Origin of the sequence: Paraflavitalea sp. CAU 1676, from assembly GCF_029223285.1 — a bacterium.
GTDB lineage: Bacteria > Bacteroidota > Bacteroidia > Chitinophagales > Chitinophagaceae > Paraflavitalea.
On sequence record NZ_JARHUJ010000003.1, the window covers coordinates 26,907 to 49,948 of the forward strand.

A 23,042-nucleotide genomic window follows, 5' to 3' on the forward strand; every position below is an offset into this window, starting at 1 on the left:
AGTTAAATAGGAGAGAGGATCTCATGGGTGAGGCTGGAAACCAGGTGCGAGCTACAACATCAGTATGGATAAGGGTGTTTGAGAGCGGAACATAAGTGTCGGTTTAACTCCAAACGACTGGGACTGCAAACATAGACAAATGTTCCATAGATTCGTACACTTCAACAATTATTTGATCTATACTTAATCTTTCTTCAACGTCCCTGTCCATTCCAATACTACAACCTGCAAGATAAGTCGACTACCGGGGAGCTCATATCCTGCTTTTAGGGGATTTTTGGGCGAGTTCGGGTCCCGGTTTGGGACAGTTGGACGAAGAAACCATGCCTCCGGGAAACAAATACCACGAAGTGGTAATGGCGTTTGCGCGTGCGGGAGCAGTGGAGGGGAGGAGGTAGGTGTAGTTGGGTGAAGTAGCCGGCGCGTGTGTGGCCAGTCAGTGGGCAGGAAGTGTTGGGTGCGCGCATGTGGGAAATTGCGGGCAGGGAGTTGAGGCGGCGGTGCGGGGGTGAGGGTGGGCGTTGTGCGGTGGTGGTTGGCGCGTATATGCCGGGTCAGTGGGCGTGGAGTGCCAGGAGCGCGCACGCGGGAATTTGCGTTAATAAAATAAAAAACAGGAGCCGACGACTTGTTCCCCCAAACAGCCAGCCCCTGTAGCCGATATTACATCGCCTTTTCTATCTATAGTTGCTATCGGTTTGTAACGTGGTTGTGCTACACGCCATCGTAGTTGTTGCCGGGCGTGCCTTGCGCGCCAACGGGCACCGGTTCGATGGCAATGGCGTTATCTGCCCCAAACGAAAGGGTATGGAATGGTTTCACCAGACGCACGGGTGTGCCATTGATCTGTGTGATGGCGCCGCTCCATACTTTCTGGTACAGCAGCTTGAGATCCCGTTTATCGGTTTCGGTAAGCGCACTCAACTGTCCGTAGTTCATGATGCTGAACTTGCTATGCGTGCCGAACACATGGGCCGGCCAGGCGGTTTCGGAAACAAGCGCGAAGAAATGACGCAATCCGAATACGTGTCCGATCTCGTGTATCAATGTTTCTACCTGTTCGGTCCTGGTTTGCGTGAACATCTTTGGATAGATTGTCAGCGCATGGCGGCCTCCATCGGGAAAGAAGGCGCTGGCCAATACACAGCCGCTGCCATTGCAGTTATCGGCCGCTTTCATCACGATCTCGAAATCCCATACATCGCGGTTCTCGGTAAACTTCACGGGTGCAGCATCGCCCCAGGCGGTGAGGGCTTCACCCAGCAGGCGGCGGATGGCATTGCGGGCCGCCGTGGGATTGGCGAAGCGAGCCATGGAACGGTCGTTGAAGCGCCAGCGCAAAGTTTGGCCCTTTGCCCAGAGCGGTACAAAGCCTTCGGAGGCATCTACGACGATCTCCGTGATGGAGCGTCCTTCGGGGTTGGCATGACCGCGCGACTCGGTATCGCACACTTTGCCGGGCCCCAATAAATGCACTTGTGCCTGCGCCTCGCGGGAGGGCTTTTCATCCTTGGTGCGTATCAGGAAGGGCGACTTATCGTAGTCGGCAGTAGCGGCGGCGGCGGCAGCGGGCTTGGCCTTTTTTGCTTTTTTGGTGGTTGAACGTGCCATAGACGAGGTATTAAGTTTCTTGAATGTACACCTTCCCTCAACCCGTACCTACCGTTAAAACACCCAGTTTGGGAACGGTGTTGCCCCATAAAACAACAAAGCCAGGCATTGCTGCCTGGCTCGTATATGCTGAGGGTTGGCTGATCATTCCGGGATGCCGTAGGTGCGGCAGATCTCTTCATACGAGCGTTGCGCCATGCGCACGCCATCTTTTTTACCACCAGGTATAATGATATAGCGGAACTGGTGTTGGGTAGCGATCACATTGTATTCATTGTGGTCGTTGACAAAACGGATGCGCAGGTTGCCAGGGCTTGCAAGCCCGCTCCAGGTATCTTCGTTGGTATTACCACTTTGCTTGTACGTAATCGATATAGGCAGTTGGCTCACCCGGTTGGCAGGCCATACGGCGGGATTGTAACCCAGCAATTTACCATACACCAGCACGGCACCGGAATCGAGCACAGACTGGGTGATAGACGCTACCGCTTTATTGTAATTGAATCCCCAGATTCCGAAGATGGTATCTTTTATGTAAGGATTGGGGGTAAACCATTCGCCGTAAATAACATTGGGTGTGCCGGGAGGGCCTTGCGGTCCGGGAGGGCCGGCCGGGCCGGTATCGCCTTTTTTACAACTATACAATGCTGTGGTGAGGAGGGCGCCGGCCAACAGGATAAAGATCGTTTGTTTCATGGTATTTGTTTATCAGTACTACAAACCGCAAAACTATCCGGCATCGACACTCCATCCTATCCCTCATATAGGTGATAAATGCTCACCAATATGAGTAAGTGCCGGGGGCGGCGGTCCATCGGATCAATGTTGTGCCGCGAAAGGAAACCGACCGGCAGCGCCATGTGGCACCGCAAACGGAACAGCCCTGCAGGAGCCCCAGCCGGCTCCTTCTGTACAACCGATTGCGCATTTTATGGGCTGCGTTTTTCGGTATTTTTAGTTCAATCGACGTATGCCTGTTACAACAACCCATACAGACGATGAACTGCTAAAACTGATGCACAACGACGATCAGCAGGCGTTTACGCTGATCTACAGAAGGCATTGGGAAAAGCTGTTCGTAACCGCCGCCAAAGCACTGCGCAACGGCTCCGATGCGCGCGATGTGGTGCAGGACGTATTTCTTTCGCTCTGGAGCCGCCGCCAATCACTACACATCGAATCATCCCTGACCGCCTATCTCGAAACCAGTGTGCGGTACAAAGCCATCCATTATATAGAAAAGAATATCACCCGCCGGGATTACCTCGCCTTTCTGAGCGATGTTATCGAAGACCAGTTTCCCCCCTCACCGGAAATTCAATTGCAGGTAAAACAGGTACAGGAAGCCATCCGCGATACCATTTCCCGCATGCCGCCCAAGATGCGCGAAGCCTACCAGCTGAGCCGCCAGGAGCACCTTAGCCACAAAGAGATCGCCGAAAAGCTCGGCATATCTTCCGAAACAGTGAAAAAGCATATCCAACATGCCCTGCAGATGATCAAAACCTCCCTCGGTTTCAACAAGGCTGCTGTATCGGCCATGCTGTATTACCTGCTTTCCTAAAAAATATTTTCCATTTCATTACCCCCTGTCCACCGCCGGGCGGACTATATTATTATATCAATCTGCTCAAGCATGGATGAAAGGAAGGCAAAGGCCCTGTTGGAGAAATACCTGGCCGGCGAAGCGACACCAGCCGAAAAGGAGCAGGTGGACCAATGGTTTGCCCGCCTGGTGGAAACCGGCGAGTGGCAATGGCAGGCAGGCGAGCAGGTGCAACTGCAGCACCAAATGGAACAGCAACTGCTACAAAAGATCAACGACACCCAGGCGCCTGTGCGGTCTTTGTTTGCACGCTGGCGTTGGGCGGCGGCAGCCGTGCTGATCATCCTTTCGGCCGGCGCAGCTTATTTGCTGATGCCCGGCAAGCGAAGCACTCCACAGGTAGCCGCTACGCAAAGCAGGCTGGGTCACGATATATTACCAGCCCGCCAACAGGTGATCCTCACCCTGGCCGATGGCAGCACCCGGGTGCTCGACACCCTTTCGAACGGCGCTATCTCCCTGCAGGGCATAGAGGCGATCAAAAAAGACGGGTCCATCACCTACACCGGCGCGCCTTCCGAAACGACAGTATTCAATACCATCACTACCGAAAAGGGTAGAACCTACCGCTTGCAGCTGTCGGATGGCACAAAGGTTTGGCTCGATGCCGAATCGTCTATCCGATTCCCGGCCGCTTTTAACGCGCAGGAGCGCATCGTGGAAGTGAGCGGGCAGGCCTATTTTGAAGTGGCTGCTGCCAAAGACAGCAAGGGACAAAAACTGCCTTTTAGCGTGACCACGGATCATCAGCAGGTGGAGGTGTTGGGCACTCACTTCAATGTAAATGCTTACAACCAGCAAAATACCCTCACCACTTTGCTGGAAGGAAAGGTAAAAGTGAGCGGGACGGCACCAGGCGCGTCATTAACATTGAGCCCCGGGCAACAAGCTGCTGGAAGCAACGGAAAATTCACCCTGAATAACGAAGCAGATATAGAAGAAGTGATGGCCTGGAAGAACGGAAAGTTCCAGTTCAACGGCAGCACCGTAGCGCAGATCATGCAACAACTGAGCAGGTGGTACTCCATCGACGTGGTATACAAAGAGGAGATCGGCGAAACCTTCGTAGCCGAGATGGACAGAGACCTGCCTTTATCGCAATTGCTGGAGCTGCTGGAAATGACGAAGCAGGTGAGGTTTGCAGTGGAAGGGCGAAAAGTAGTGGTTATGAAATAAAGTAAGTCGACAAGTTTTCAGCATAATAAAAAAACCGCTTCGTGTATCAGACGAGGCGGCTTGCACCGGGCTGTAGCCGGGTGTACGATCGGTAATGAAAACGAAACGGGAAGTATCATTTTTTATCACCAAAACGTAATGCAAAGCTATGCATTTAACTGCAAATGGCCGCTCCATTAGCTGTAGGAGCGGAGCTCTTAAATCATTAAGGGTTATGAAACTGATTGCCACCTTCATGCTGATCGCCTGCCTCCAGGTATCGGCCGAAACAGCCGGGCAGCTCGTTACACTGAATGCCCAGAACCAATCGCTCGAACGCGTACTGCACAACATCAAAAAACAGAGTGGTGTACGGTTTATTTACGGCAAAGAACTCATCAGCAAAGCCATGCCGGTGAACATCCACGTAAAAGACATGCCGCTCACCCATGCGCTCGAACTCGTGTTCGAGGGCCAGCCACTCAATTACAGGATGGCCGAGAAATACATCATCATCAGTCCACGGACTGTTGCTATGCCGGCAACCGTCAATACAACCGCCGAAGATCCGCTGGCGGAAGTACGTGGTTTGATCCGTGATGCCAACGGAGCACCCTTGCAGGGCGTTTCGGTAGTGGTAAAATCTACCGGCAGGGGCATGAGCACCGATGCCAGCGGCGCCTTTACCGTCGACGCCAAAAAAGGCGATGAGCTCGAGTTCTCCATCGTGGGTTACAAAAAGACCTCCGTGATCGTAGGCGATAACCTGGTGCTCACGATCGTGATGCAAAAAGAAGCGATCGAAGAAAAAGAAGTGGTGATCGTGGGTTATTCTTCCAAGCGGGCTTCGCAATTATCGAGCGCCGTATCGGTGGTATCGGGCAATAAACTGCGCGATGTAACCTCCAACGAACTCAGCAGCCTGCTGCAGGGTAAAGCACCGGGCGTGGTGGTATCTACTGCCTCCGGCGATCCTACCTCGGGATCGAACGTGATGATCCGCGGTGCGGGTACTATTACTGCCGGGACAGCACCCCTCTATGTAGTAGACGGCAATATCGGTGGCACTTTCAACCCCAACGATGTGGAGTCCGTAACGATCCTCAAAGATGCGGCTGCTACCGGCCTGTACGGCTCCCGCGCTGCCAATGGCGTTATCATCATCACCACCAAAACGGGCCGCACCGGTAAACCACGCATCGAGCTGAGCGCCACCAGCGGCTTCAGTGAAGCCACCAACGGCAACTTCAAGCTGATGAATACACAGCAGCTGTATGATTATCAAAAGACCTTCTACAATCCGGACCCGGCTGTATTGAACACCAATACCGACTGGTGGGGCCTGGCTTTCCGCAGGGCGAAGGTAAATAGTGTAAACCTGTCGGTATCGGGGGGCAGCGAGCGTACGCAATACTATCTCTCCGGCAACTATTATAAGGAAGAAGGCACCCTGATCGCCAATGACAAAACAGGTTATAATTTCCGCGCCAACCTTACGCAGAAAGTGACCGACCGGTTCAAGGTGAGCTTTATGCTGAATGGCATCTTCAATAAAGACAATTACAACCCCGATGCCACCGTGTATGATGCCTACCTCAACTTACCCTTCGACTCGGCGTACAACCTCGATGGCACGCCCAAGGATGCGCGTTTTGAGAAATGGTATGGCCGCGACCGCGATAATTTCCTGCACTCTCTCCAATACAATTTCTCCAAGGCGAGAAGCATGAACCTCAACGGCGACCTCAACCTCGACTACCGGATCACCAACCACTTCAGCATTGCCTCTTACAACCGGGCCCGCTTCAACAATTACCGGAGCGATGCGTATTACGATAAACGCTCCAAAGAAGGCGCCACCGACGGTGGAGCTATCTACAATACACTTTCCTATACCAATGTATTGCTCACCTCCAACCGGTTGAAATACGACAATAGTTTTGGACTGCATAACCTGAATGTGCTGGCCGTGTCGGAGATCGAGAAATCGTATTACGATGTGGTGTCTACTTATGCTACGGGTCTCCCTCCCGGCAGAAGCGCTCCCTCTACTGCCACCGGCGAAAAGAAGAACATTACCGGCGGTGTGAATGAATCCATCTTCAGCAAATTGCTGGCGCAGGTAGATTACAATTACGACAACCGCTATTTCTTCGTAGGATCGGTGGTGAACGATTACTCCTCGCGCTTCGGTAACAACAACCCCAGCGCTAACTTTTACCAATTGGGTGCTTCGTGGATCATCAGCAATGAACGGTTCCTGAACCTGCCGGCGCTTGACCTGCTGAAACTGCGTGCCAGCTACGGCACTACGGGCAATGCGGAATTTGGCGACTATGCGGCCCTGGGCCTGTATACGATATCGCAGGATGCCAGTTATGCCAATGCGCCGGGCGCCTATCCCAACCAAAAGGGCAATCCCGACCTGTCGTGGGAGCGTATCAAAACAGCCAACCTGGGCGTAGAGCTCGGCCTGTTCAAAAGGATCAGCCTCACGGTAGATGTGTACCAGAAACAATCGGCTTCGCTCTTATTTCAGACACCGCTGGCGGCTACTACCGGCTACAGCTATGTGTGGGAAAACGTAGGTACGGTACGTAACCGTGGCCTGGAGTTCAACCTCGAAACAAAGAACCTGACCGGCGCCTTTACCTGGGAAACCAGTTTCAATATGGCATTCAACAGGAACAGGGTATTAGCAGTGAACAAAGGACGCAATGAGGTAAATGCTTCAGCCAGGCAGCCGATCGCTGTAGGCCATGATATGGACGAATGGTTTATGCCAGTATGGGCAGGGGTTGACCCGGCCAATGGAAGTCCGCTGTGGGAAAAAGTGATCACGGATGCAGACGGCAAGGAATACAAGACCTATACGAACAATTACAATGCCGCTACACGCCAGTTCATCGGCAAATCATCGGCTCCCAAATTCACCGGCGGCCTTACCAATACTTTCTCGTACAAGGGAATATCGCTGAGCGCTTTCCTGAATTTCGTATATGGCAACTACGTGTACAACGACAGCCGCTTCTATTTCGACAACGACGGCTTGTATGAAAGCTACAACCAGATGGTGCTGGCCAAGGGGTGGTCGCGTTGGGAAAAAGCCGGCGACATTGCAACCCATCCCAAGCCGGTACATGGCCGCAGCGATGCCTCGAACGCAACTTCTACCCGGTATCTCGAAGACGGTAGTTATGTGCGGTTGAGGAACGTAAGGCTGGGTTACGACCTGCCTGCCAGCCTGGTGAGCAAGGCCAAACTGACTGCTGTGCGGATCTTCCTCAGCGGCGATAACCTGTGGACGGGTACCAATTTCTCCGGCACCGATCCCGAAGTCGTGTTTGGCGACGGCGTATCGAGCATTAAATATCCCATCAGCAAAAAAGTATTGCTGGGCCTCAACATCTCCTTTTAATGATCAAAAACGGAAAGCATGAAATCAATGAATAGACGATACTTATTCCCCCTCGCTATATCAACGCTGCTGTTGGGCAGCTGTCGCAAAACGTTCAATCCTTCTACGGCTATCGACGAAAAATCGGCCCTCAGCAATGCTGGCGATATCGAAACGGCCACCGTGGGCACCTATGCTTTGTTCAAGAATGAGGGTTATGTGCGCAGCGGGCATTTCTTAATGGAATATCCAACCGATGAAGTTGCACAAGGCCAAAACTCCTCCGACGATCTTACCAGGGCTTATCGCTATACGCACCTGGTTACCTCGAGCCATCCCGAATTGTTTTGGGGACAGGCTTACAAAGCGGCCGGCGCTGCCAACCGCATCATCGAGGTGATCAATGATGACGCCAGCGAAGACCTCAACCAACTGAAAGGCGAGAACCTCTATATACGCGCCATGATGCATTTCAACCTGGTGCGCATCTTCGGCCGGCCCTATTCGCAGGGCAGCGGCAATAACCCCGGCGTGCCCATTTTGAAGGACGGGCTTACAGACTCGGCCAAGGCAACGCTGCCACGCAGCACCGTAAAGGAAGTGTACGATTTCGTGATCGCCGACCTGCTCAAGGCAGCTGAGCTGATGCGGGGCGGATCGAAAGGGAAGGCCAATCCCTTTGCTTCGAAAGAAGTGGCTTATGCGCTGCTATCAAGGGTGTATTTGTACAAAGAAGACAATGCCAGGTCAATTGAATATGCCGATAAGGTGATCAATGCGGGCCGCTATAGTTTGCTGACCGGTTCCGAATACACCAACTACTTCCGCGGTGTGCCCGAAGGCAATAAGGAAACCATCTTCTGCATACGACATGTAAAAACAGAAGACCGTGGTTTCTCTGCCATCGGCTCTATGTATTACAGTGGCGATGCCAGTGGTACTGGGCTAAGTCAGGCCTTTAGCGGTTGGGGCGAGATCTATGCTTCGAAAAAATACGTGGATGCCCTGAATGTAAACCCGGGCGACCTGCGCAACAGCTTTGTTTCTCCCTACAAAGTGAGTGGCGTGTTGCAATTGAATACCAAACTGACGCCCAATACGCCGATGTATTATATCAACAAGTACAACTTACAGGAAGGCATCGTAAACCTGAGCTCACCGGTGTACATGCGCCTGGCCGAAATGTACCTGAACCGTGCCGAGGCCAATGCTAAACTGGGCAATGCCCAAACAGCGCTGGATGATGTGAACAAGATACGGGAGCGGGCCGGACTTACCGGTGCGGCGCTACATACTACGGCGAGTGTGGCGGCCAGCGGTAAAACGATACTCGATGTAGTATTGGAGGAACGCAATCTTGAGCTGGCCTTCGAAGGGCACCGCGCCTACGACCTGTTCAGGAACAACAGGCCGCTGCAACGTAATTATCCGGGATCGCAGGTAGTGAATGGCAATGTGAACCAGACCGTGCAGCCCAGCGACAACCGGGTCATCTTCTTCGTTCCGCAAAATGAGATCAACAAAAATCCCAAACTCACTCAAAATCCCTGATAGCGCCATGAGAACAGTCAACTATATCTCCTTCATCATACTAAGCCTTTGCGTGCTGGCTGCGTGCAACAAGCCGGAAGCCATACTCTTTAACGACAAATCGACCGCCGCCAGGGGCGACAAATCGACCTGGACGGCCACGGCCGACAGCGAAACACCCGACGGCTGGGAGAACACCGGCAAGGCTTCGGCCTTGCTCGACGGAAAGGTCGCCACGTACTGGCATACCGATTATTCGGTGGTGGTGCCATACCCTCACTGGGTGTTGATAGACATGAAGACCAGTCAGCACATCGTATCGGTCGACATCACCAACCGGCAGGCTGCCACGCCCAACAAAGTGGGCATGAAGAAATTCAAGATCGAGGGCAGTGAAGATGGCACCAGCTTTACGAGCCTGGGTGAGTTTACGTTTGCCATCACCAACGATGCGCAGCCGTTTCCTGTATCGTCGGCCAAAGGATACCGTTACCTGAAAATAACGGCCCTGGAGCCGCAGGTTGCGGGCACCAACCACACCTTCCTTTCGGAGATCGATGTATACACGACCAAATAATTGTTAAAAACCAACTCTTATCTGTTATGAACAACATGTTTTCCTATGTCCGCCTGGCCAAGGCGGCAGGAGCCCTTATGCTTATAACATCCTGTAGCAAACAGGCTGTTGATCCTATAGCGCCAGCCAAACAGGACGATGAAGTGACCACGCTGGCCGCGGCGGCAGTCATCAACGTACCGCTTGGCGGCAATGCTTATATTACCCAAAAGGATGCAGGTGCAGCCGAGGTGATCGCCAGTTACGGACTGGCCAACTGGACCAGCGCCAATACCATTACCAGTACGTATTTCCGGCTGGGCAATACGGGGCAGTTAACCGTGGCCGTAAAAGCGAAAGTGCCCAGCGGCACCAGTTCCATACGCGTTACCGTGAACGGCACGCCCTTTACCCTGAGCGGCCTCACGGGAAAAAATGCTCAAACTTATACGGCGGGCACGGTAAGCATCACGGCTGCGGGATATGTGAAGGTAGATTTGCAGGGCATCAGCAAAACCGGCGGTTATTTTGCCGATGTATCGGACCTGGTGATCAGCGGCAGTGCTACCAACAGCAATGTGCTGTACGCGAATGACGCTGCTAACTATTACTGGTCGCGCCGGGGACCTTCGGTACACCTGGGTTATTCGGCGCCGGCCAATACCGAATGGTTTTACAATGAAGTAACCGTACCAACCGGTGAGGACAAGATCGGTTCTTATTTCATGAGCAATGGCTTTAACGGTGGTTATTTCGGCATTCAGGTCAACTCTTCCACAGAACGCAGGGTATTGTTTTCCGTATGGGACCCCAGTGTAGGGAAGACCACGATGGTGCGGAAAGGACCGAATGTGGTGGACAATACGTTTGGCGGTGAAGGCACGGGCGGTCAAAGCTATCTCGTGTTCAACTGGCAGGCGGGTACCACCTACAAGTTCCTGACGCAGGGTAAACCGGATGGCGCCGGGGCCACCGTTTTTTCTTCGTGGATCTATACGCCGGAAACCAGTGCCTGGCGGTTCATTGCCTCGTGGAAGCAGCCTAATACCACTACCTATCTCGCAGGGTTGTATTCGTTTCTCGAAAATTTCAATCCCGAATACGGGTGGCAGGGCAGGAAGGCATTTTACCAGAACCAGTGGGCGCGGAATGTATCGGGCACCTGGAGCGAGATCGTGAATACCAACTTCACGGCCGACGCCACCGCGCAGAACCAACAACGTAAGGACTATGCAGGTGGGGTAGAGAACGGTAAGTTCTTCCTGCGCAACTGTGGTTTCTTTGCCAATTTCGTGAACTACAATACACCGTTCACACGACCGGCTACCGGGCAGCAGCCTGCGGTAAACCTGAACACCTTACCCTAAGCCGGAGCGATCCATACATCGATCTAAAAGCGAGAGGCCATCCCTTTGCGGAGATGGCCTCTTTGCTTCAACTTAAAAACCAATATTAATTATGAAAAAACCTCGAGTTTGAAAACGGCTTTGCTTCTAACACCCTTGTAAGAAAACTATTTTGGTGAAGCGCGGCCTTGTAGCATGCATCCTTATTGAAATCCAACTATCCAATTTCCTTTACTTAGAAGAACAGGCTGCTGATCTGAAAGCGGCTTTGTTTCGATTTCACCTGTGTGCCCTTGTTACCTGTTTCGGTAATTTCTACCTGCTTGATCTTAACGCAGATCGCTACCATACCGGTGGTGTCTTCACCTTCAGCACTCAGTTCATTCAACTTCGCGGCATTGTCAACGATCATCGCGGTGCCCTTGATCTTAATATAGAAAGAGATCCCTTTCTTGAAGAAGTCGAGTTTGGCAGGCAATTCCTGATCGAACTCGGTAAGCGCCTGTGTAGGCCTTTGGATCAAAAACCAAATCCGGTTTTGCTCGTCGATCTGTACGTTGTTGATCACGTGTACAGGCAACTTCAGCAATGATTCGTTTTCTGTAAAGAATAAAGCCGATCCCAATGTCATGATCTGTTCTTTGATCTGGTTGGCTGATTCCATCGATTCCGGTTGATTAAAGATTTTTGTGGTCATCATGTCCTTTGTCTTTTTAATTAACTGTCCAGGTTAATAGTTATGAAGCTCAATTTGCGAACGTGCCAGATAATTCAAGGCGCGTACCAAAATGCAGCGCACTGATAATGAGCCACTTAAAATATGGCACGGCGGTCAATCGTTCCCAAAACAGGATTAGAATTCCAAAAAACAGCTCGCTGTGGGGGTGAGGAAGGGTTTTAAGCGGGTGAACAGGCTTCCTGGAACGGTGGAAGGCAGCCAATCGGCGGTGAGGGGGTGGCAGGCTGGGGGGGACGGGCCCGAACCTTCCCCAGATTCTTTTGTTCTCTCCACAAACTGTTTCTTTGCAGCATGAGTGTATTGCAGCCCGCCCGCAAACAGGGCAATAAGTTTTTGAATCCGGTGCCTACCAAGGTAATGTCCGAAGGGAGCATGGTGAGCGTACTGGGCGCTTATATCACTAATAAGAATGAAGTAGTGCCGCGGCACCTGCCTGGTCCGTTCCATACCGATGTATCGGCATACAAAACACCGCCGGCTACCGGGCTCCGCATTACCTGGATCGGCCATTCGTCCTTATTAATAGAAATAGACGGCAAAAGACTGCTCACCGACCCGGTGTGGAGCAAAAGGGCTTCCTTCAGCTCCTTCATCGGCCCCAAGCGGTTCTTTGCGCCGCCCATCGCTTTGCAGGACCTGCCGCCGCTCGACGCGATCATCATTTCGCACGACCATTACGACCACCTCGATGCACCCACTATCCGCTTCTTCGCCGATAAAGCAGTTCCCTTTTTCTGTTCGCTGAATGTAGGCCGCTACCTGCAGCAGTATGGCATTGCTCCCAACCGCATTACTGAAATGGACTGGACCAACCAGGTAACCCTGGGGAGCGACTGTACCATTACTGCGCTGCCAGCGCGTCATTTTTCGGGCAGGGGATTGTTTAACCGCTTTACCACGCTCTGGTCGTCGTTTGCCATCCGCACGCCACGCCATCATATCTATTACGGGGCCGACAGCGGCCTTTACAGCGGCTTTGCCGATATCGGCGCTGCCTATGGTCCCTTCGACCTCACCATGCTCGAGATCGGCGCCTCTAATACGTACTGGGCCGATATTCACATGGGCCCCATACATGCTGCCGAGGCACACCTGGCGCTAAAGGGGAAGCTGATGATGCCCATCCACTGGGGCACTTTCAACCTGGCGCTGCACCCCTGGCAGGAACCCATTGAAACACTTATTAAATTAGCGGCGGAAAAGGGAATTTCCCTGTTTGCCCCGCAGCCGGGTGAACCCGTTGCCGTAAGCGACAAGCCGTATATCAATACCTGGTGGAAGCGATAGCGCCCAAACAACCGCTCCTTCGTATCTTAGCACCCCATCTAACAAATTCGTCATTTTGAAGCATCTGAAGGCCATTAACAAGTATTTCTGGAAGTACCGGTGGAGACTGAGTCTGGGCATTTTGTTCATCGTCATCTCCAACTATTTCGCCATTCTCGCGCCACAGGTAACGGGTTATGTATTTGAAGTGGTGCAACGCAACCTGGGCGCCCTGGTGAAGCCAAAGAATCATCCGGAATACGACTGGCTGGTGAACTGGTTCATCCGTTTTGCGGAGCAATATCAGGGCATCTCGGTGGTGGCGCTTTGCGGCATTACGATCCTGATACTGGCGCTCATTCGCGGTATCTTCATGTTCCTGATGCGGCAAACGGTGATCGTGATGAGCCGGCATATCGAATTTGACCAGAAGAACGAAGTATTTCAACATTACCTGAAGCTGGACATCAATTTCTACAAAACGCACAATACCGGCGACCTCATGAGCCGCATATCCGAAGATGTGAGCCGGGTGCGGATGTTTACCGGTCCGGCCATCATGTACCTCATCAACCTGGTTACGCTCATCGGGCTCGCGCTTTTTTACATGATCAAAAAGGATGCAGAGCTCACCCTTTATGTACTGGCCCCATTGCCGGTACTGGCCATCACGATCTACCTGGTCAACAACATCATTCATAAGCGAAGCGAACATATTCAGTCCTTGCTGTCGGACCTCACCACCAATGCACAGCAATCTTACTCGGGCATACGGGTGATCAAATCTTTTGTACAGGAAGAAGCCATGTACGGCCATTTCGATAAGAATAGTGAAGCCTATAAGAGCAACGCGATCGGACTGGCCAAAATGGAAGCCATCTATTTTCCTTCCATGACGTTGATCATTGGCCTGAGCACCCTGTTCACGATCATGATCGGCGGCATATATGCTATCAATGGAGCGCATGGTGTAACCATCAGCACCATTGCCGAGTTTGTCATGTACATCAACATGCTCACCTTTCCGGTGAGTGCTATCGGGTGGACGGCCAGCATGATACAACGGGCTTCCGCTTCGCAGAAAAGGCTCAATGAGTTCCTCGACACCCCATCGGCCATTAACAATCCACCACAACCGAAAACAAAAGCTTTCGAAGGCAGCATCGTTTTCAACCAGGTAGATTTCGTGTATCCCAATACCGGTATACAGGCCCTCACCAATTTCAACCTGACGATACAAAAGGGACAGAAGATCGCCATCATTGGTCATACCGGATCGGGCAAAACGACCATCGCGCAGCTGTTGTTGCGGATGTACGATCCTACGGCGGGCAGCATCAGCATCGATGGGGTGAACATTGGCGATATGGACCTGCAGCGCCTGCGCAAACAGATCAGCTATGTGCCGCAGGATGTATTTCTCTTCAGCGATACCATCGCCAACAACATCAGCTTTGGCCTGGGCGAAACGCCCGAAGCACAGGTGCAGCAGGCTGCGCGCTATGCCAGTGTGGAGAAGGAGATACAGGGGTTTCATGGAGGCTATAGCACGATGGTAGGGGAGCGGGGTGTAACCTTGAGTGGCGGACAGAAGCAAAGGATCTCTATTGCCCGGGCGCTGATCAAGGACCCACAGATCGTGGTGTTTGACGACTGCCTGAGTGCCGTGGACGCCAAGACCGAGAAGGAAATACTGGGCAACCTGGGTTTATTCCTGAAAGACAAGACAGCAATCATCATTACGCATCGCATATTTACCTTATTTGACTTCGATATGATCGTGGTGATAGAGGACGGTACCATTAGAGAAATGGGCACACATAACGAATTACTATCACATAACGGTCACTACACATATTTGTATGAGCAACAACAGCAGGAACGTGAAGAAACGTCCGAAGACGAGTAACTATACAATTTATTTTGTGTCAGGCGTTAAATAAGTGCCCGGAAATTTTGTCGGTTCCTAAACAATATTATATTTGTGCCTGCTTTTTTTGTAGAAATGCCAATTATTAAACTGCAAAATTAAAATGACTGTGGCGTACGAAAACAACGACAAAAGAATGGAAAGCGTTTACAGCAAACGCATCAGGGCCGGGAAAAGAAGAACGTACTTCTTCGATGTGAGAGCTACCCGCGGTAACGACTACTACATCACCATCACCGAGAGTCGCAAGAAATTCAACGAGAATGGTTATGACAGGCACAAGATCTTTCTGTACAAGGAAGACTTCAACAAGTTCCTGAAAGCGTTGACCGAAGCGGTTGACTACGTAAAGACCGATCTGATGCCCAACTTTGACTTCGATGCTTACAACCACGACCAGGTGGAAGGCGGAGAAGATGTTGGTGTTGATGTTGTAGAAGCTGACGGCGTTGAAGAGATCGTTGCAGTCAGTGCAGCAGCCCCCGCCCCCGCTCCAGCAGCTCCTGTAGCTGACTCCGGCGAAGAAGTGGACAAATGGTAAAACCAACCCTAACTGACTAAAAATATTGAAGCTCCCTCCGGGAGCTTTTTTTATGACCCAATGCGCAGCAGGAAAAAACACAAAGGGCAGGCCATCGGAAGGTGGTCTGCCCTTTGTGCTATGTATGATCACTTAGATCAGCGTTTGTTCTTATCCTCATCCTGCGGTATAATGGGCCTCATGCGTAGCCTGCTTCCTTTATCTTCCACAAACAACTCCTTCCTGTTGGGCATGGGCGCCACTGCCTTCATGTCAGGTGCCAGGCAAGGCATATTATCGGGCGACAGGGTATAAACCTTTCCCCGGGCTGTTTGATGCGAAAGGGTAGCCTGCAGTCTGCCGATGTTACCCTGGGCGTTCAGGCGCTTCCTGATCGCATCATTCAGGGACGTATCCCGTAAGGGCCGTACCCTTACAAACGGCTCCAGGTTGCCGACCTTGTCCCGGTAAGCCTCCAACAGCTTCCGCTGCTGAAGCCCTTCCGATGAGGCTGGTGGACGCTCCTGGGCCTGCAGCCCTGCGGCTGCAGTGAGCATCAGTGATAAAATGATACAAGGTTTCATAGCTGGTCTTTTTGACTGGATGCAACCCTGTACCCGATTACACAAACTACTGCTTCATTTTTTTCCAGGCATTGATGAGGCCGTTGGTAGAGGCATCGTGGCCGCTCACTTCGACATCATTCTGCAGCTCGGGCAATATCTTATTAGCCAGTTGCTTACCCAGTTCAACACCCCATTGATCGAAGCTGAATATGTTCCAGATAACGCCTTGTACAAAGATCTTGTGTTCGTATAATGCGATCAGCTGACCAAGGGTATAGGGTGTGATCTTTTTAATGAGGAAGGAATTGGTAGGACGGTTGCCTTCAAATTCCTTAAAGGGCGCCAATGCCTTGATTTCCTTACCCGACTTGCCGGCCTTCTCTAATTCTTCTTCCACTTCTTTCGCCGTTTTGCCGTTCATGAGGGCTTCGGTTTGGGCAAAGAAGTTGGACAGCAATTTGGGATGGTGATCGCCCAGCGGGTTGTGGCTGATGGCGGGTGCGATGAAATCGCAGGGTATCAGTACGGTGCCCTGGTGGATCAGTTGGTAGAAGGCATGCTGACCATTGGTGCCGGGCTCGCCCCAGATAACAGGTCCTGTGGAATAGCTAACAGGCTTGCCTCTACGGTCAACGCTCTTACCATTGCTTTCCATATTCCCCTGTTGGAAATAGGCGGCAAAGCGGTGCAGGTATTGATCGTAGGGCAGGATGGCTTCGGTTTGGGCGCCAAAGAAGTTGGTATACCACAAACCCACGAGCGCCATGATCACCGGAATATTCTTATCGAATGAAGTATTGCGGAAATGGATGTCGGTAGCATATCCGCCTTTCAACACCTGTTCAAAATTATCGTAGCCTACCGTAAGAGCGATGGATAAACCGATGGAACTCCACAGGGAGTAGCGGCCGCCTACCCAATCCCAGAAACCGAACATATTGGCTTTGTCGATGCCGAACTTCGTTACTTCCTTTTCATTGGTAGAGAGCGCCACGAAGTGTTTTGCCACCTGTGCTTCATCATTAGCTGCCTTCAGGAACCAACTGCGGGCAGTATGGGCATTGGTCATCGTTTCCTGGGTAGTGAAGGTTTTGGAAGCAATGAGGAACAGGGTCTCTTCCGCATTCACCTTCTTCAGTGTTTCGGCGATATGGGTGGCGTCTACGTTCGATACGAAATAAACCTGTATGCCTTCGACCCAATATGGTTTCAGGGCTTCGGTCACCATATAAGGACCAAGATCGCTGCCACCGATACCGATATTGACGATATAACGGATCTTCTTACCTGTAAAACCGGTCCAGGCGCCGCTGTGAACGCGGTTGCAGAAATCGCGCATCTGGCTCCATACGGCCTGTACATCGGGCATTACATCCTTGCCATCGGCCAGCACGGGCTCGCCGGAGAAATTGCGCAGGGCGGTATGCAGTACCGAGCGGCCTTCGGTTTGGTTGATGGCGTCGCCGGTGAACATCGCTTTGATCGCTTTGTCCAGCTCACATTCTTCGGCCAGGTCGAGCAGGTGCTGCACGGTTTTCTCCGTGATCCGGTTCTTGGAGTAATCGAACAGGATATCTTCCAGCTGCAGGGAGAACTTGCTGAAACGCTCGGGATCTTCCGCAAACAGTTCGCGCAGGTGTGTTTCCTTAACCTTCTTGTGATGATCTTTCAGCTTGCTCCAGGCCTTCGTACGATGTGGTTTAATAGTCGGTAACATATCGTTATAAATTGTTTTTTTGTCTTGATCGATAACGTTCAATAGTACCCTGTAGGTCCTGATAAGTGCTAACCTGTATTGTTTCAAAATTCAGCAGGCAGTTGTTGGCAAACACAGGAATTAATATTTTCTTCATAGTGCGCCTCGAATATATTCAGTTTTGCGGCTCGCCTGCCTCCTGACTGATACCCTTACTGATACCAAGTTTTTTTACAGGTGTAATTGTTATAATAAGCTCTTTACGTTTAGTAGCATCGGGTGGCTTCGGCCGCCCTTTTTTTATTGGTGTAACAAATCCACGCCCTTATAGTTCTGCAATAACCTGCAACACATGATCTACCATGGCTTTCGACACGTCGAGGTGCAGTACCATCCTGATCTGCGTAGGGGAGATGGCGATGGCCAGTATCCCTTTATCTTTCAGGGCTGCCGACAGCTCCGCCGCCGTACGGGTTCCGGTTACTTCAAAGATGACGATATTGGTTTCCACGGGCAGCACGCTGGCTACGTAGGGTGTCTGTTTTAGTTTATCCGCAATGAGGCGGGCATGGTGATGATCTTCTGCCAGGCGCTCTACCTGGTTTTCGAGGGCGTAGATGCCGGCCGCAGCCATAAAACCAGCCTGCCGCATACCACCGCCAAATACCTTGCGTACGCGCCGGGCCCGTTTAATAAATTCCTTTGGCCCGATAAGAATACTGCCAATGGGGCATCCCAATCCTTTATTGAGGCAAACAGAAATGCTATGGAACAAAGGGCCGTAGAGGGCCGGTGATTCCTTTCTGGCTACCAGGGCATTGAATAACCGGGCTCCGTCGAGGTGCAGTTTGAGCTGGTACTCGTCGCACACCTGCCGGATGGCGCGGATGGCATCGGGCGTATAGCAGGAGCCGCCGCCGCGGTTGGCCGTGTTTTCGAGGCATACCAGCGAGGTGCGGGCCTTGTGCACATCATCGGGATTGATGCCCTGTAATACCTGGCCGGCTGTAACGCGGCCATGGTCGCCATCGAGCAAACGCACCTGGGCGCCGGCATTGAAAGCGATACCGCCGCCTTCGTATTGGTACACGTGGGCCGTTTTATCGCAGATCACTTCATCGCCGGGCTGGGTATGTACTTTAATAGCGATCTGGTTCGACATGGTGCCCGTAGGACAATACAGGGCGGCCTCCATACCAAAGAGGCCGGCGGCCATCGATTCGAGCTTGTTTACCGAAGGGTCTTCTCCAAACACATCATCGCCCACGGGGGCTTTCATCATCGCTTCCAGCATACCCGGTGTGGGCCTGGTGAACGTATCCGATCTGAGGTCAACGATCATAGTCTATCAAGTTAGTTGCGAATGTACTGGAGATTACTTTAAAAAGACAACCGCCCCGGGAATTTCCGGAACGGTTGTACTTTTCATCGGTCTTAGGGTATATAATCTGCTTTTATTTCTTGATCACCCGGAACACATGGCGTTCGCCATTCACCTGTACGTGCAAGGTGTATATACCGGCAACAGGGCCGGGTATATTTACCGGCAGGTAATGCACGCCTGTCGACAGGTTCTTCTTGCCGGTGAGGTCGGCCACTTCGAAGCGGCGGCCCATCGCATCGAACAGACTGATCTCCGTTCTTGCTCCTTGTGGCAGCTGAAGCATGAGGGTCGATACATTCGTAGCGGCATTGGTCGATAACTGCACCGATTTGGCACTGCAGCTGGCCACGGTAATGATCTGTGAATATTGGGGAAGCCCCTGCTCATTGATCGTTTTAAGTCGATAATAGATGGTGCCGGCCATAGGAGCAGCGTCTGTCCAGGCATACTGATCACCAATCGCTTTCTTAATGGTAGCAACGGCCGAGAAATTGGTTTTGTCGATGCTACGCTCTACCACCAGGTCGTTGGTGGCAGGAAGGGTGGTGGTCCACTTCAATTGTATTTGGTCATTGCGGCACACACCGTTGAAGGTGGTAACCTCCAGCGGCAATACGGTGTTGATAGATACGGAACCAAGGCTGAAATACGGAGTTCCGGTGAACGACGAAGCAGGCACCGTTACCGTTACTACACCCGCAGCTGCGGTGATAGTGGTCGTAGGTGAAGTAAGAATAGTGGCATTGCTGAAATTGCCATCTGCATCTACGAGCAGGCGCAGGTCGGCAGCATTAAGCTGCAGGTAGCCGTTAGTATAATAGTTGAAATCAAAGATCAGCTTGATGTCGGTATTGGTAAAATTAGTTTTTTGTACCAGCCACTCCCGGGAGATGCGGCAACAGATACCACTTGGCCTTTCACCGGTACCGAGGTTGAGCGGATAATCGTTGTTGGTGCCTACCACGAAATACGAGCGGTCGCCACCGGCAAATGAACCATTGTTGCTGGCCTGGTCTGTTTGCATGGCGGAGCCGATATGCATCCGCAGGATATCGGGCAAACCGGTGGTGCTTTTCGACTGCTTCTGCGATAAACCCGAGATATCGTCGCGGGCAATACCAATAATGTTGTTGTTGTACGCCGCGTTGGTAGATCTGCTCCATACCACCGTATTGTTGGAAGCCCGGTAATCATGCGACAGGGTAACACCATATTTGATCGCGAGGTAACTTTCAACCTTTTCGCGGGTAGTGGTACCATGCGATGCATTGGCATAGGTTATGATCTCGGCGATTGCACCATCATAAAACTCGATGCCGGCTGTACGCTGGTAACCGAGCGCATTGCTGGCGCTGGCAGTAGTGCGTCCCGAACCACTGAGGGAGCCGATGGTGGTACCGGCCTTAAAGGTTTCGCGTTTGTTGTAGTTATAGTCGAAGGTGAACTGGGCCACTGAATCGGTACTCCAGGTATTGGCAATAATAAGGTCATTCATGTTCCAGCTATCATTGATCGAACGGCTACCACGAATATCGAAGGAATTGAATTTGTTCATGCCCGCCTCGCCGGCGAAAAGGAATTTACCGGGAGCACTCGCGTTGTTGCCGCCCGGAATGATCACCGCATATACTTCATAAGGATTGTTGCTGGTTGACAGGATACCACTGGTATTGATATCCATGAAATCGGCATTGCTGGCGTCCTGACCGGCCTCGTCAAAATCAACCACGGGATTGTAGTTGAGGTTTTTGGATGCCCTGTTATAATAGGTAGGTCTATTGTCATTGTCGGTATTGGTGGCATGCCGTGCGTTCCCCGACTGGTCGTCCCAGGTAGAAACTTTCGTATTATCGGTACTAGTACCGGTACCAGCATTGGCTTTCACCCAAAAGGCTGCACCTGTAATGCCACCCGGCGATGTAACACAATCGACGATCGTTCGCCAGCCCGAAGGATTGGTGACGGTTGGGGCATAGGCAGTACCACCCACGGTGACCTCGGTACAGCGCGCATCGAGCGTTTGGGTAGCCACGGCGGAAGCGCTTACATCATATACGATCCAGAAATAGTTGGTGCCGGTAACCAGCGCACGACTGCTGGTAACAGTAATGGTGCCGCTGGCGGGTGTGATGGTGGCTGCGTTGAACTCGTTGACAGGAGCAAAGCCCGCTGAGTTTCCGGTATAATAAATATGTAAGCCGGTGAGGTTCGACACGGTGGTAGTAACGATATCGAATTTCATTTGCGTAAGGGCTATAGGCGACAAGGTACCTCTTGTTTGAACCTGCACACTGATGATGGCCTGCTGCAGGTTGTTACATTTCGATACATCGCCCGTAACTCCGCCTGTTGTAGACGATACATAGGACATGGTAGTGGGTGTCCACCGGTAGATCCGGCCGTCTGAAGGTTTTGCACTGAGGTAGTTGGTTTCCGAACTATACGTAGCCACCGCAGAACCATCAACGCCGCTTACCGAATAGAAATCGTTGGCAGTGGTTCCTCCGCTGAGGCCGATCGACGCACTCGCATTGTTGGGGGTTCTGTTTGTTTGATCATAGACAAACTCGATCACGTTCGTTCCCTCGTAAAACTTAACCTGAAAAGACAGGATGGCATTGCTGGCATTGTAATTCCACCGAACGTTGGCCCACTGCACCGTCATGACACGGCTACCTGTGGTACCAGACACTTCGTAAGTAAGGTTACTGCCTGGCACCATTAAATCATCCCATAAGGGGGCAATGATGGGTCCGCTGCCGGTGGTGGCAAGCGCATTGGTGTTCATACTGGTGGCCGTGGTTACGTTACCAAGGCTGATGAATCCGTTGGTACTTACCCGAAAGTCGGTATAGGCTCGCCCTGCATAATAAAAGGTAAAACCCATGAACAGGTTACTGGAGATATTGTCATCCTGATTCGAGTTCCAGATCGCGGTACCGCCAATGGAATTGTACGTACCGGAGGTAGAAAGGAAATCAAAACTGATCTGGCAGAAGGTGTTTTCAGACTTCAAGCAGCTAGTTATACATAGCAACAACACAAGTCTCCACCCGTGTAGAGATTTTCGCATGGATTGGGATTTAGGGGTTTCCTGTAAAGTGACGGTCAAACACTTTACTTCATTTCCTAAAACGCAATTCCGTCATGCAGATTGTTTGTGCATAACAAAAAACCATTAAGTATGATTGATTTATGTGTTACTTAAAGCAGTTGAAGCGGTTAGACAGGCAGTTCAGCATCCCTAAAAAAAGATACGCTATATGTGCTGCCCGGTCATCAAACCCGCAACGGGCCTTATTTTGTGAGGAAGCAGGCAGTAAGGTTCGCAATCAAAGTGATCTTAATTTCTCTAAGCAGTCTTTAACAGGAGACCCCAGGGTTCTTTTTGGGAAAGAACCCCTATTAAAAAATCCACCCATACATTAAACGAAAGCGACAGACGGAAGCAGGCTATTTTTTGAAGATACCGGCGATCTTTAGAAGAATGTAAACATTGTATCCGGGAACGAGAGAGGCCCAGCCGGGCTGGCCTGCCTTCTCAAATATATGCCACAACAAAGAGATGATAAATACAACTACGAATACCTGGAGGGTTAAAGTAAGTAACATAGAGTACGGATTTATTTAACAACAAAATAGAGGGTGCCGCTTTGATATGCAAGCGAAGTCCTTCATTTAATTTATTGTGTCAACAAATCCACACCTCATGCATCAGTTGCTTTTTTGATCCACGACAA

The 23,042-nt window shown here is 51.5% G+C and carries 17 protein-coding genes; 9 read left to right on the top strand and 8 right to left on the bottom strand.

What is annotated here, in order from left to right; all coding sequences use genetic code 11:
* Nucleotides 1-714 precede the first annotated feature (714 nt).
* Together P2H89_RS08940 and P2H89_RS08945 are read right to left on the bottom strand one after the other, a co-directional pair.
* On the bottom strand, nt 715-1,611 hold the full coding sequence (locus P2H89_RS08940; RefSeq protein WP_275826362.1) for a matrixin family metalloprotease: 897 nt from the start codon (nt 1,609-1,611) through the stop codon (nt 715-717).
* Nucleotides 1,612-1,755: 144 nt separating this feature from the next.
* On the bottom strand, nt 1,756-2,307 hold the full coding sequence (locus P2H89_RS08945) for a hypothetical protein (protein ID WP_275826363.1): 552 nt from the start codon (nt 2,305-2,307) through the stop codon (nt 1,756-1,758).
* 274 nt (nt 2,308-2,581) lie between these two features.
* On the opposite strand from P2H89_RS08945, the gene P2H89_RS08950 reads away from it, so the two are divergent.
* From P2H89_RS08950 to P2H89_RS08975, 6 genes are all read left to right on the top strand, one after another.
* Nucleotides 2,582-3,175 carry an RNA polymerase sigma-70 factor gene (locus tag P2H89_RS08950; protein ID WP_275826364.1) on the top strand — a complete coding sequence of 198 codons (594 nt, stop codon included), beginning with the start codon at nt 2,582-2,584 and terminating at the stop codon, nt 3,173-3,175.
* 72 nt (nt 3,176-3,247) lie between these two features.
* Nucleotides 3,248-4,393, top strand: a complete 1,146-nt coding sequence (locus tag P2H89_RS08955) for a FecR family protein (protein WP_275826365.1) — start codon at nt 3,248-3,250, stop codon at nt 4,391-4,393.
* A gap of 214 nt (nt 4,394-4,607) precedes the next feature.
* Nucleotides 4,608-7,790, top strand: coding sequence for a SusC/RagA family TonB-linked outer membrane protein (locus tag P2H89_RS08960; protein WP_275826366.1), 3,183 nt, complete (start codon nt 4,608-4,610; stop codon nt 7,788-7,790).
* Nucleotides 7,791-7,808: 18 nt separating this feature from the next.
* Complete coding sequence (locus tag P2H89_RS08965; RefSeq protein WP_275826367.1) at nt 7,809-9,320, top strand: RagB/SusD family nutrient uptake outer membrane protein; 1,512 nt, start codon at nt 7,809-7,811, stop codon at nt 9,318-9,320.
* Nucleotides 9,321-9,327: 7 nt separating this feature from the next.
* Entirely contained in the window at nt 9,328-9,876 is a 549-nt protein-coding gene (locus tag P2H89_RS08970; protein WP_275826368.1) for a discoidin domain-containing protein, read from the top strand.
* Nucleotides 9,877-9,902: 26 nt separating this feature from the next.
* Nucleotides 9,903-11,222, top strand: coding sequence for a DUF5077 domain-containing protein (locus P2H89_RS08975; protein WP_275826369.1), 1,320 nt, complete (start codon nt 9,903-9,905; stop codon nt 11,220-11,222).
* A 214-nt stretch (nt 11,223-11,436) separates the two neighbouring features.
* On the opposite strand, the gene P2H89_RS08980 is transcribed toward P2H89_RS08975, so the two are convergent.
* Nucleotides 11,437-11,901 carry a pyridoxamine 5'-phosphate oxidase family protein gene (locus P2H89_RS08980; protein ID WP_275826371.1) on the bottom strand — a complete coding sequence of 155 codons (465 nt, stop codon included), beginning with the start codon at nt 11,899-11,901 and terminating at the stop codon, nt 11,437-11,439.
* A gap of 330 nt (nt 11,902-12,231) precedes the next feature.
* Here P2H89_RS08980 and P2H89_RS08985 point away from each other — a divergent pair, with 330 nt between their 5' ends.
* The 3 genes from P2H89_RS08985 to P2H89_RS08995 all read left to right on the top strand — a co-directional run bounded on the left by P2H89_RS08985 (nt 12,232) and on the right by P2H89_RS08995 (nt 15,677).
* Nucleotides 12,232-13,227, top strand: a complete 996-nt coding sequence (locus P2H89_RS08985) for an MBL fold metallo-hydrolase (protein WP_275826372.1) — start codon at nt 12,232-12,234, stop codon at nt 13,225-13,227.
* 55 nt (nt 13,228-13,282) lie between these two features.
* Nucleotides 13,283-15,115, top strand: coding sequence for an ABC transporter ATP-binding protein (locus tag P2H89_RS08990; protein WP_275826373.1), 1,833 nt, complete (start codon nt 13,283-13,285; stop codon nt 15,113-15,115).
* Nucleotides 15,116-15,239: 124 nt separating this feature from the next.
* Nucleotides 15,240-15,677 carry a DUF3276 family protein gene (locus tag P2H89_RS08995; RefSeq protein WP_275826374.1) on the top strand — a complete coding sequence of 146 codons (438 nt, stop codon included), beginning with the start codon at nt 15,240-15,242 and terminating at the stop codon, nt 15,675-15,677.
* 137 nt (nt 15,678-15,814) lie between these two features.
* On the opposite strand, the gene P2H89_RS09000 is transcribed toward P2H89_RS08995, so the two are convergent.
* From P2H89_RS09000 to P2H89_RS09020, 5 genes are all read right to left on the bottom strand, one after another.
* Entirely contained in the window at nt 15,815-16,240 is a 426-nt protein-coding gene (locus tag P2H89_RS09000) for a hypothetical protein (protein WP_275826375.1), read from the bottom strand.
* Between the two features lie 46 nt (nt 16,241-16,286).
* Nucleotides 16,287-17,939 carry a glucose-6-phosphate isomerase gene (gene pgi, locus P2H89_RS09005; RefSeq protein WP_275826376.1) on the bottom strand — a complete coding sequence of 551 codons (1,653 nt, stop codon included), beginning with the start codon at nt 17,937-17,939 and terminating at the stop codon, nt 16,287-16,289.
* A 304-nt stretch (nt 17,940-18,243) separates the two neighbouring features.
* On the bottom strand, nt 18,244-19,260 hold the full coding sequence (locus P2H89_RS09010; protein ID WP_275826377.1) for a GntG family PLP-dependent aldolase: 1,017 nt from the start codon (nt 19,258-19,260) through the stop codon (nt 18,244-18,246).
* A 112-nt stretch (nt 19,261-19,372) separates the two neighbouring features.
* A complete protein-coding gene (locus P2H89_RS09015) occupies nt 19,373-22,318 on the bottom strand; it encodes a BNR-repeat neuraminidase N-terminal domain-containing protein (protein WP_275826378.1) in 2,946 nt (981 codons plus the stop codon).
* 437 nt (nt 22,319-22,755) lie between these two features.
* A complete protein-coding gene (locus tag P2H89_RS09020) occupies nt 22,756-22,914 on the bottom strand; it encodes a hypothetical protein (RefSeq protein ID WP_275826379.1) in 159 nt (52 codons plus the stop codon).
* Nucleotides 22,915-23,042: the final 128 nt, after the last annotated feature.

Excerpts from the sequence above, each read along its gene's own strand:
- pgi (WP_275826376.1), bottom strand. The coding sequence starts at position 17,939 with ATGTTACCGACTATTAAACCACATCGTACGAAGGCCTGGAGCAAGCTG.
- P2H89_RS08945 (WP_275826363.1), bottom strand. The coding sequence starts at position 2,307 with ATGAAACAAACGATCTTTATCCTGTTGGCCGGCGCCCTCCTCACCACA.
- P2H89_RS08950 (WP_275826364.1), top strand. The coding sequence starts at position 2,582 with ATGCCTGTTACAACAACCCATACAGACGATGAACTGCTAAAACTGATG.
- P2H89_RS08955 (WP_275826365.1), top strand. The coding sequence starts at position 3,248 with ATGGATGAAAGGAAGGCAAAGGCCCTGTTGGAGAAATACCTGGCCGGC.
- P2H89_RS08970 (WP_275826368.1), top strand. The coding sequence starts at position 9,328 with ATGAGAACAGTCAACTATATCTCCTTCATCATACTAAGCCTTTGCGTG.
- P2H89_RS08995 (WP_275826374.1), top strand. The coding sequence starts at position 15,240 with ATGACTGTGGCGTACGAAAACAACGACAAAAGAATGGAAAGCGTTTAC.
- P2H89_RS09010 (WP_275826377.1), bottom strand. The coding sequence starts at position 19,260 with ATGATCGTTGACCTCAGATCGGATACGTTCACCAGGCCCACACCGGGT.
- P2H89_RS08975 (WP_275826369.1), top strand. The coding sequence starts at position 9,903 with ATGAACAACATGTTTTCCTATGTCCGCCTGGCCAAGGCGGCAGGAGCC.
- P2H89_RS08965 (WP_275826367.1), top strand. The coding sequence starts at position 7,809 with ATGAAATCAATGAATAGACGATACTTATTCCCCCTCGCTATATCAACG.
- P2H89_RS08960 (WP_275826366.1), top strand. The coding sequence starts at position 4,608 with ATGAAACTGATTGCCACCTTCATGCTGATCGCCTGCCTCCAGGTATCG.
- P2H89_RS08985 (WP_275826372.1), top strand. The coding sequence starts at position 12,232 with ATGAGTGTATTGCAGCCCGCCCGCAAACAGGGCAATAAGTTTTTGAAT.
- P2H89_RS08940 (WP_275826362.1), bottom strand. The coding sequence starts at position 1,611 with ATGGCACGTTCAACCACCAAAAAAGCAAAAAAGGCCAAGCCCGCTGCC.
- P2H89_RS09000 (WP_275826375.1), bottom strand. The coding sequence starts at position 16,240 with ATGAAACCTTGTATCATTTTATCACTGATGCTCACTGCAGCCGCAGGG.
- P2H89_RS08980 (WP_275826371.1), bottom strand. The coding sequence starts at position 11,901 with ATGATGACCACAAAAATCTTTAATCAACCGGAATCGATGGAATCAGCC.
- P2H89_RS09020 (WP_275826379.1), bottom strand. The coding sequence starts at position 22,914 with ATGTTACTTACTTTAACCCTCCAGGTATTCGTAGTTGTATTTATCATC.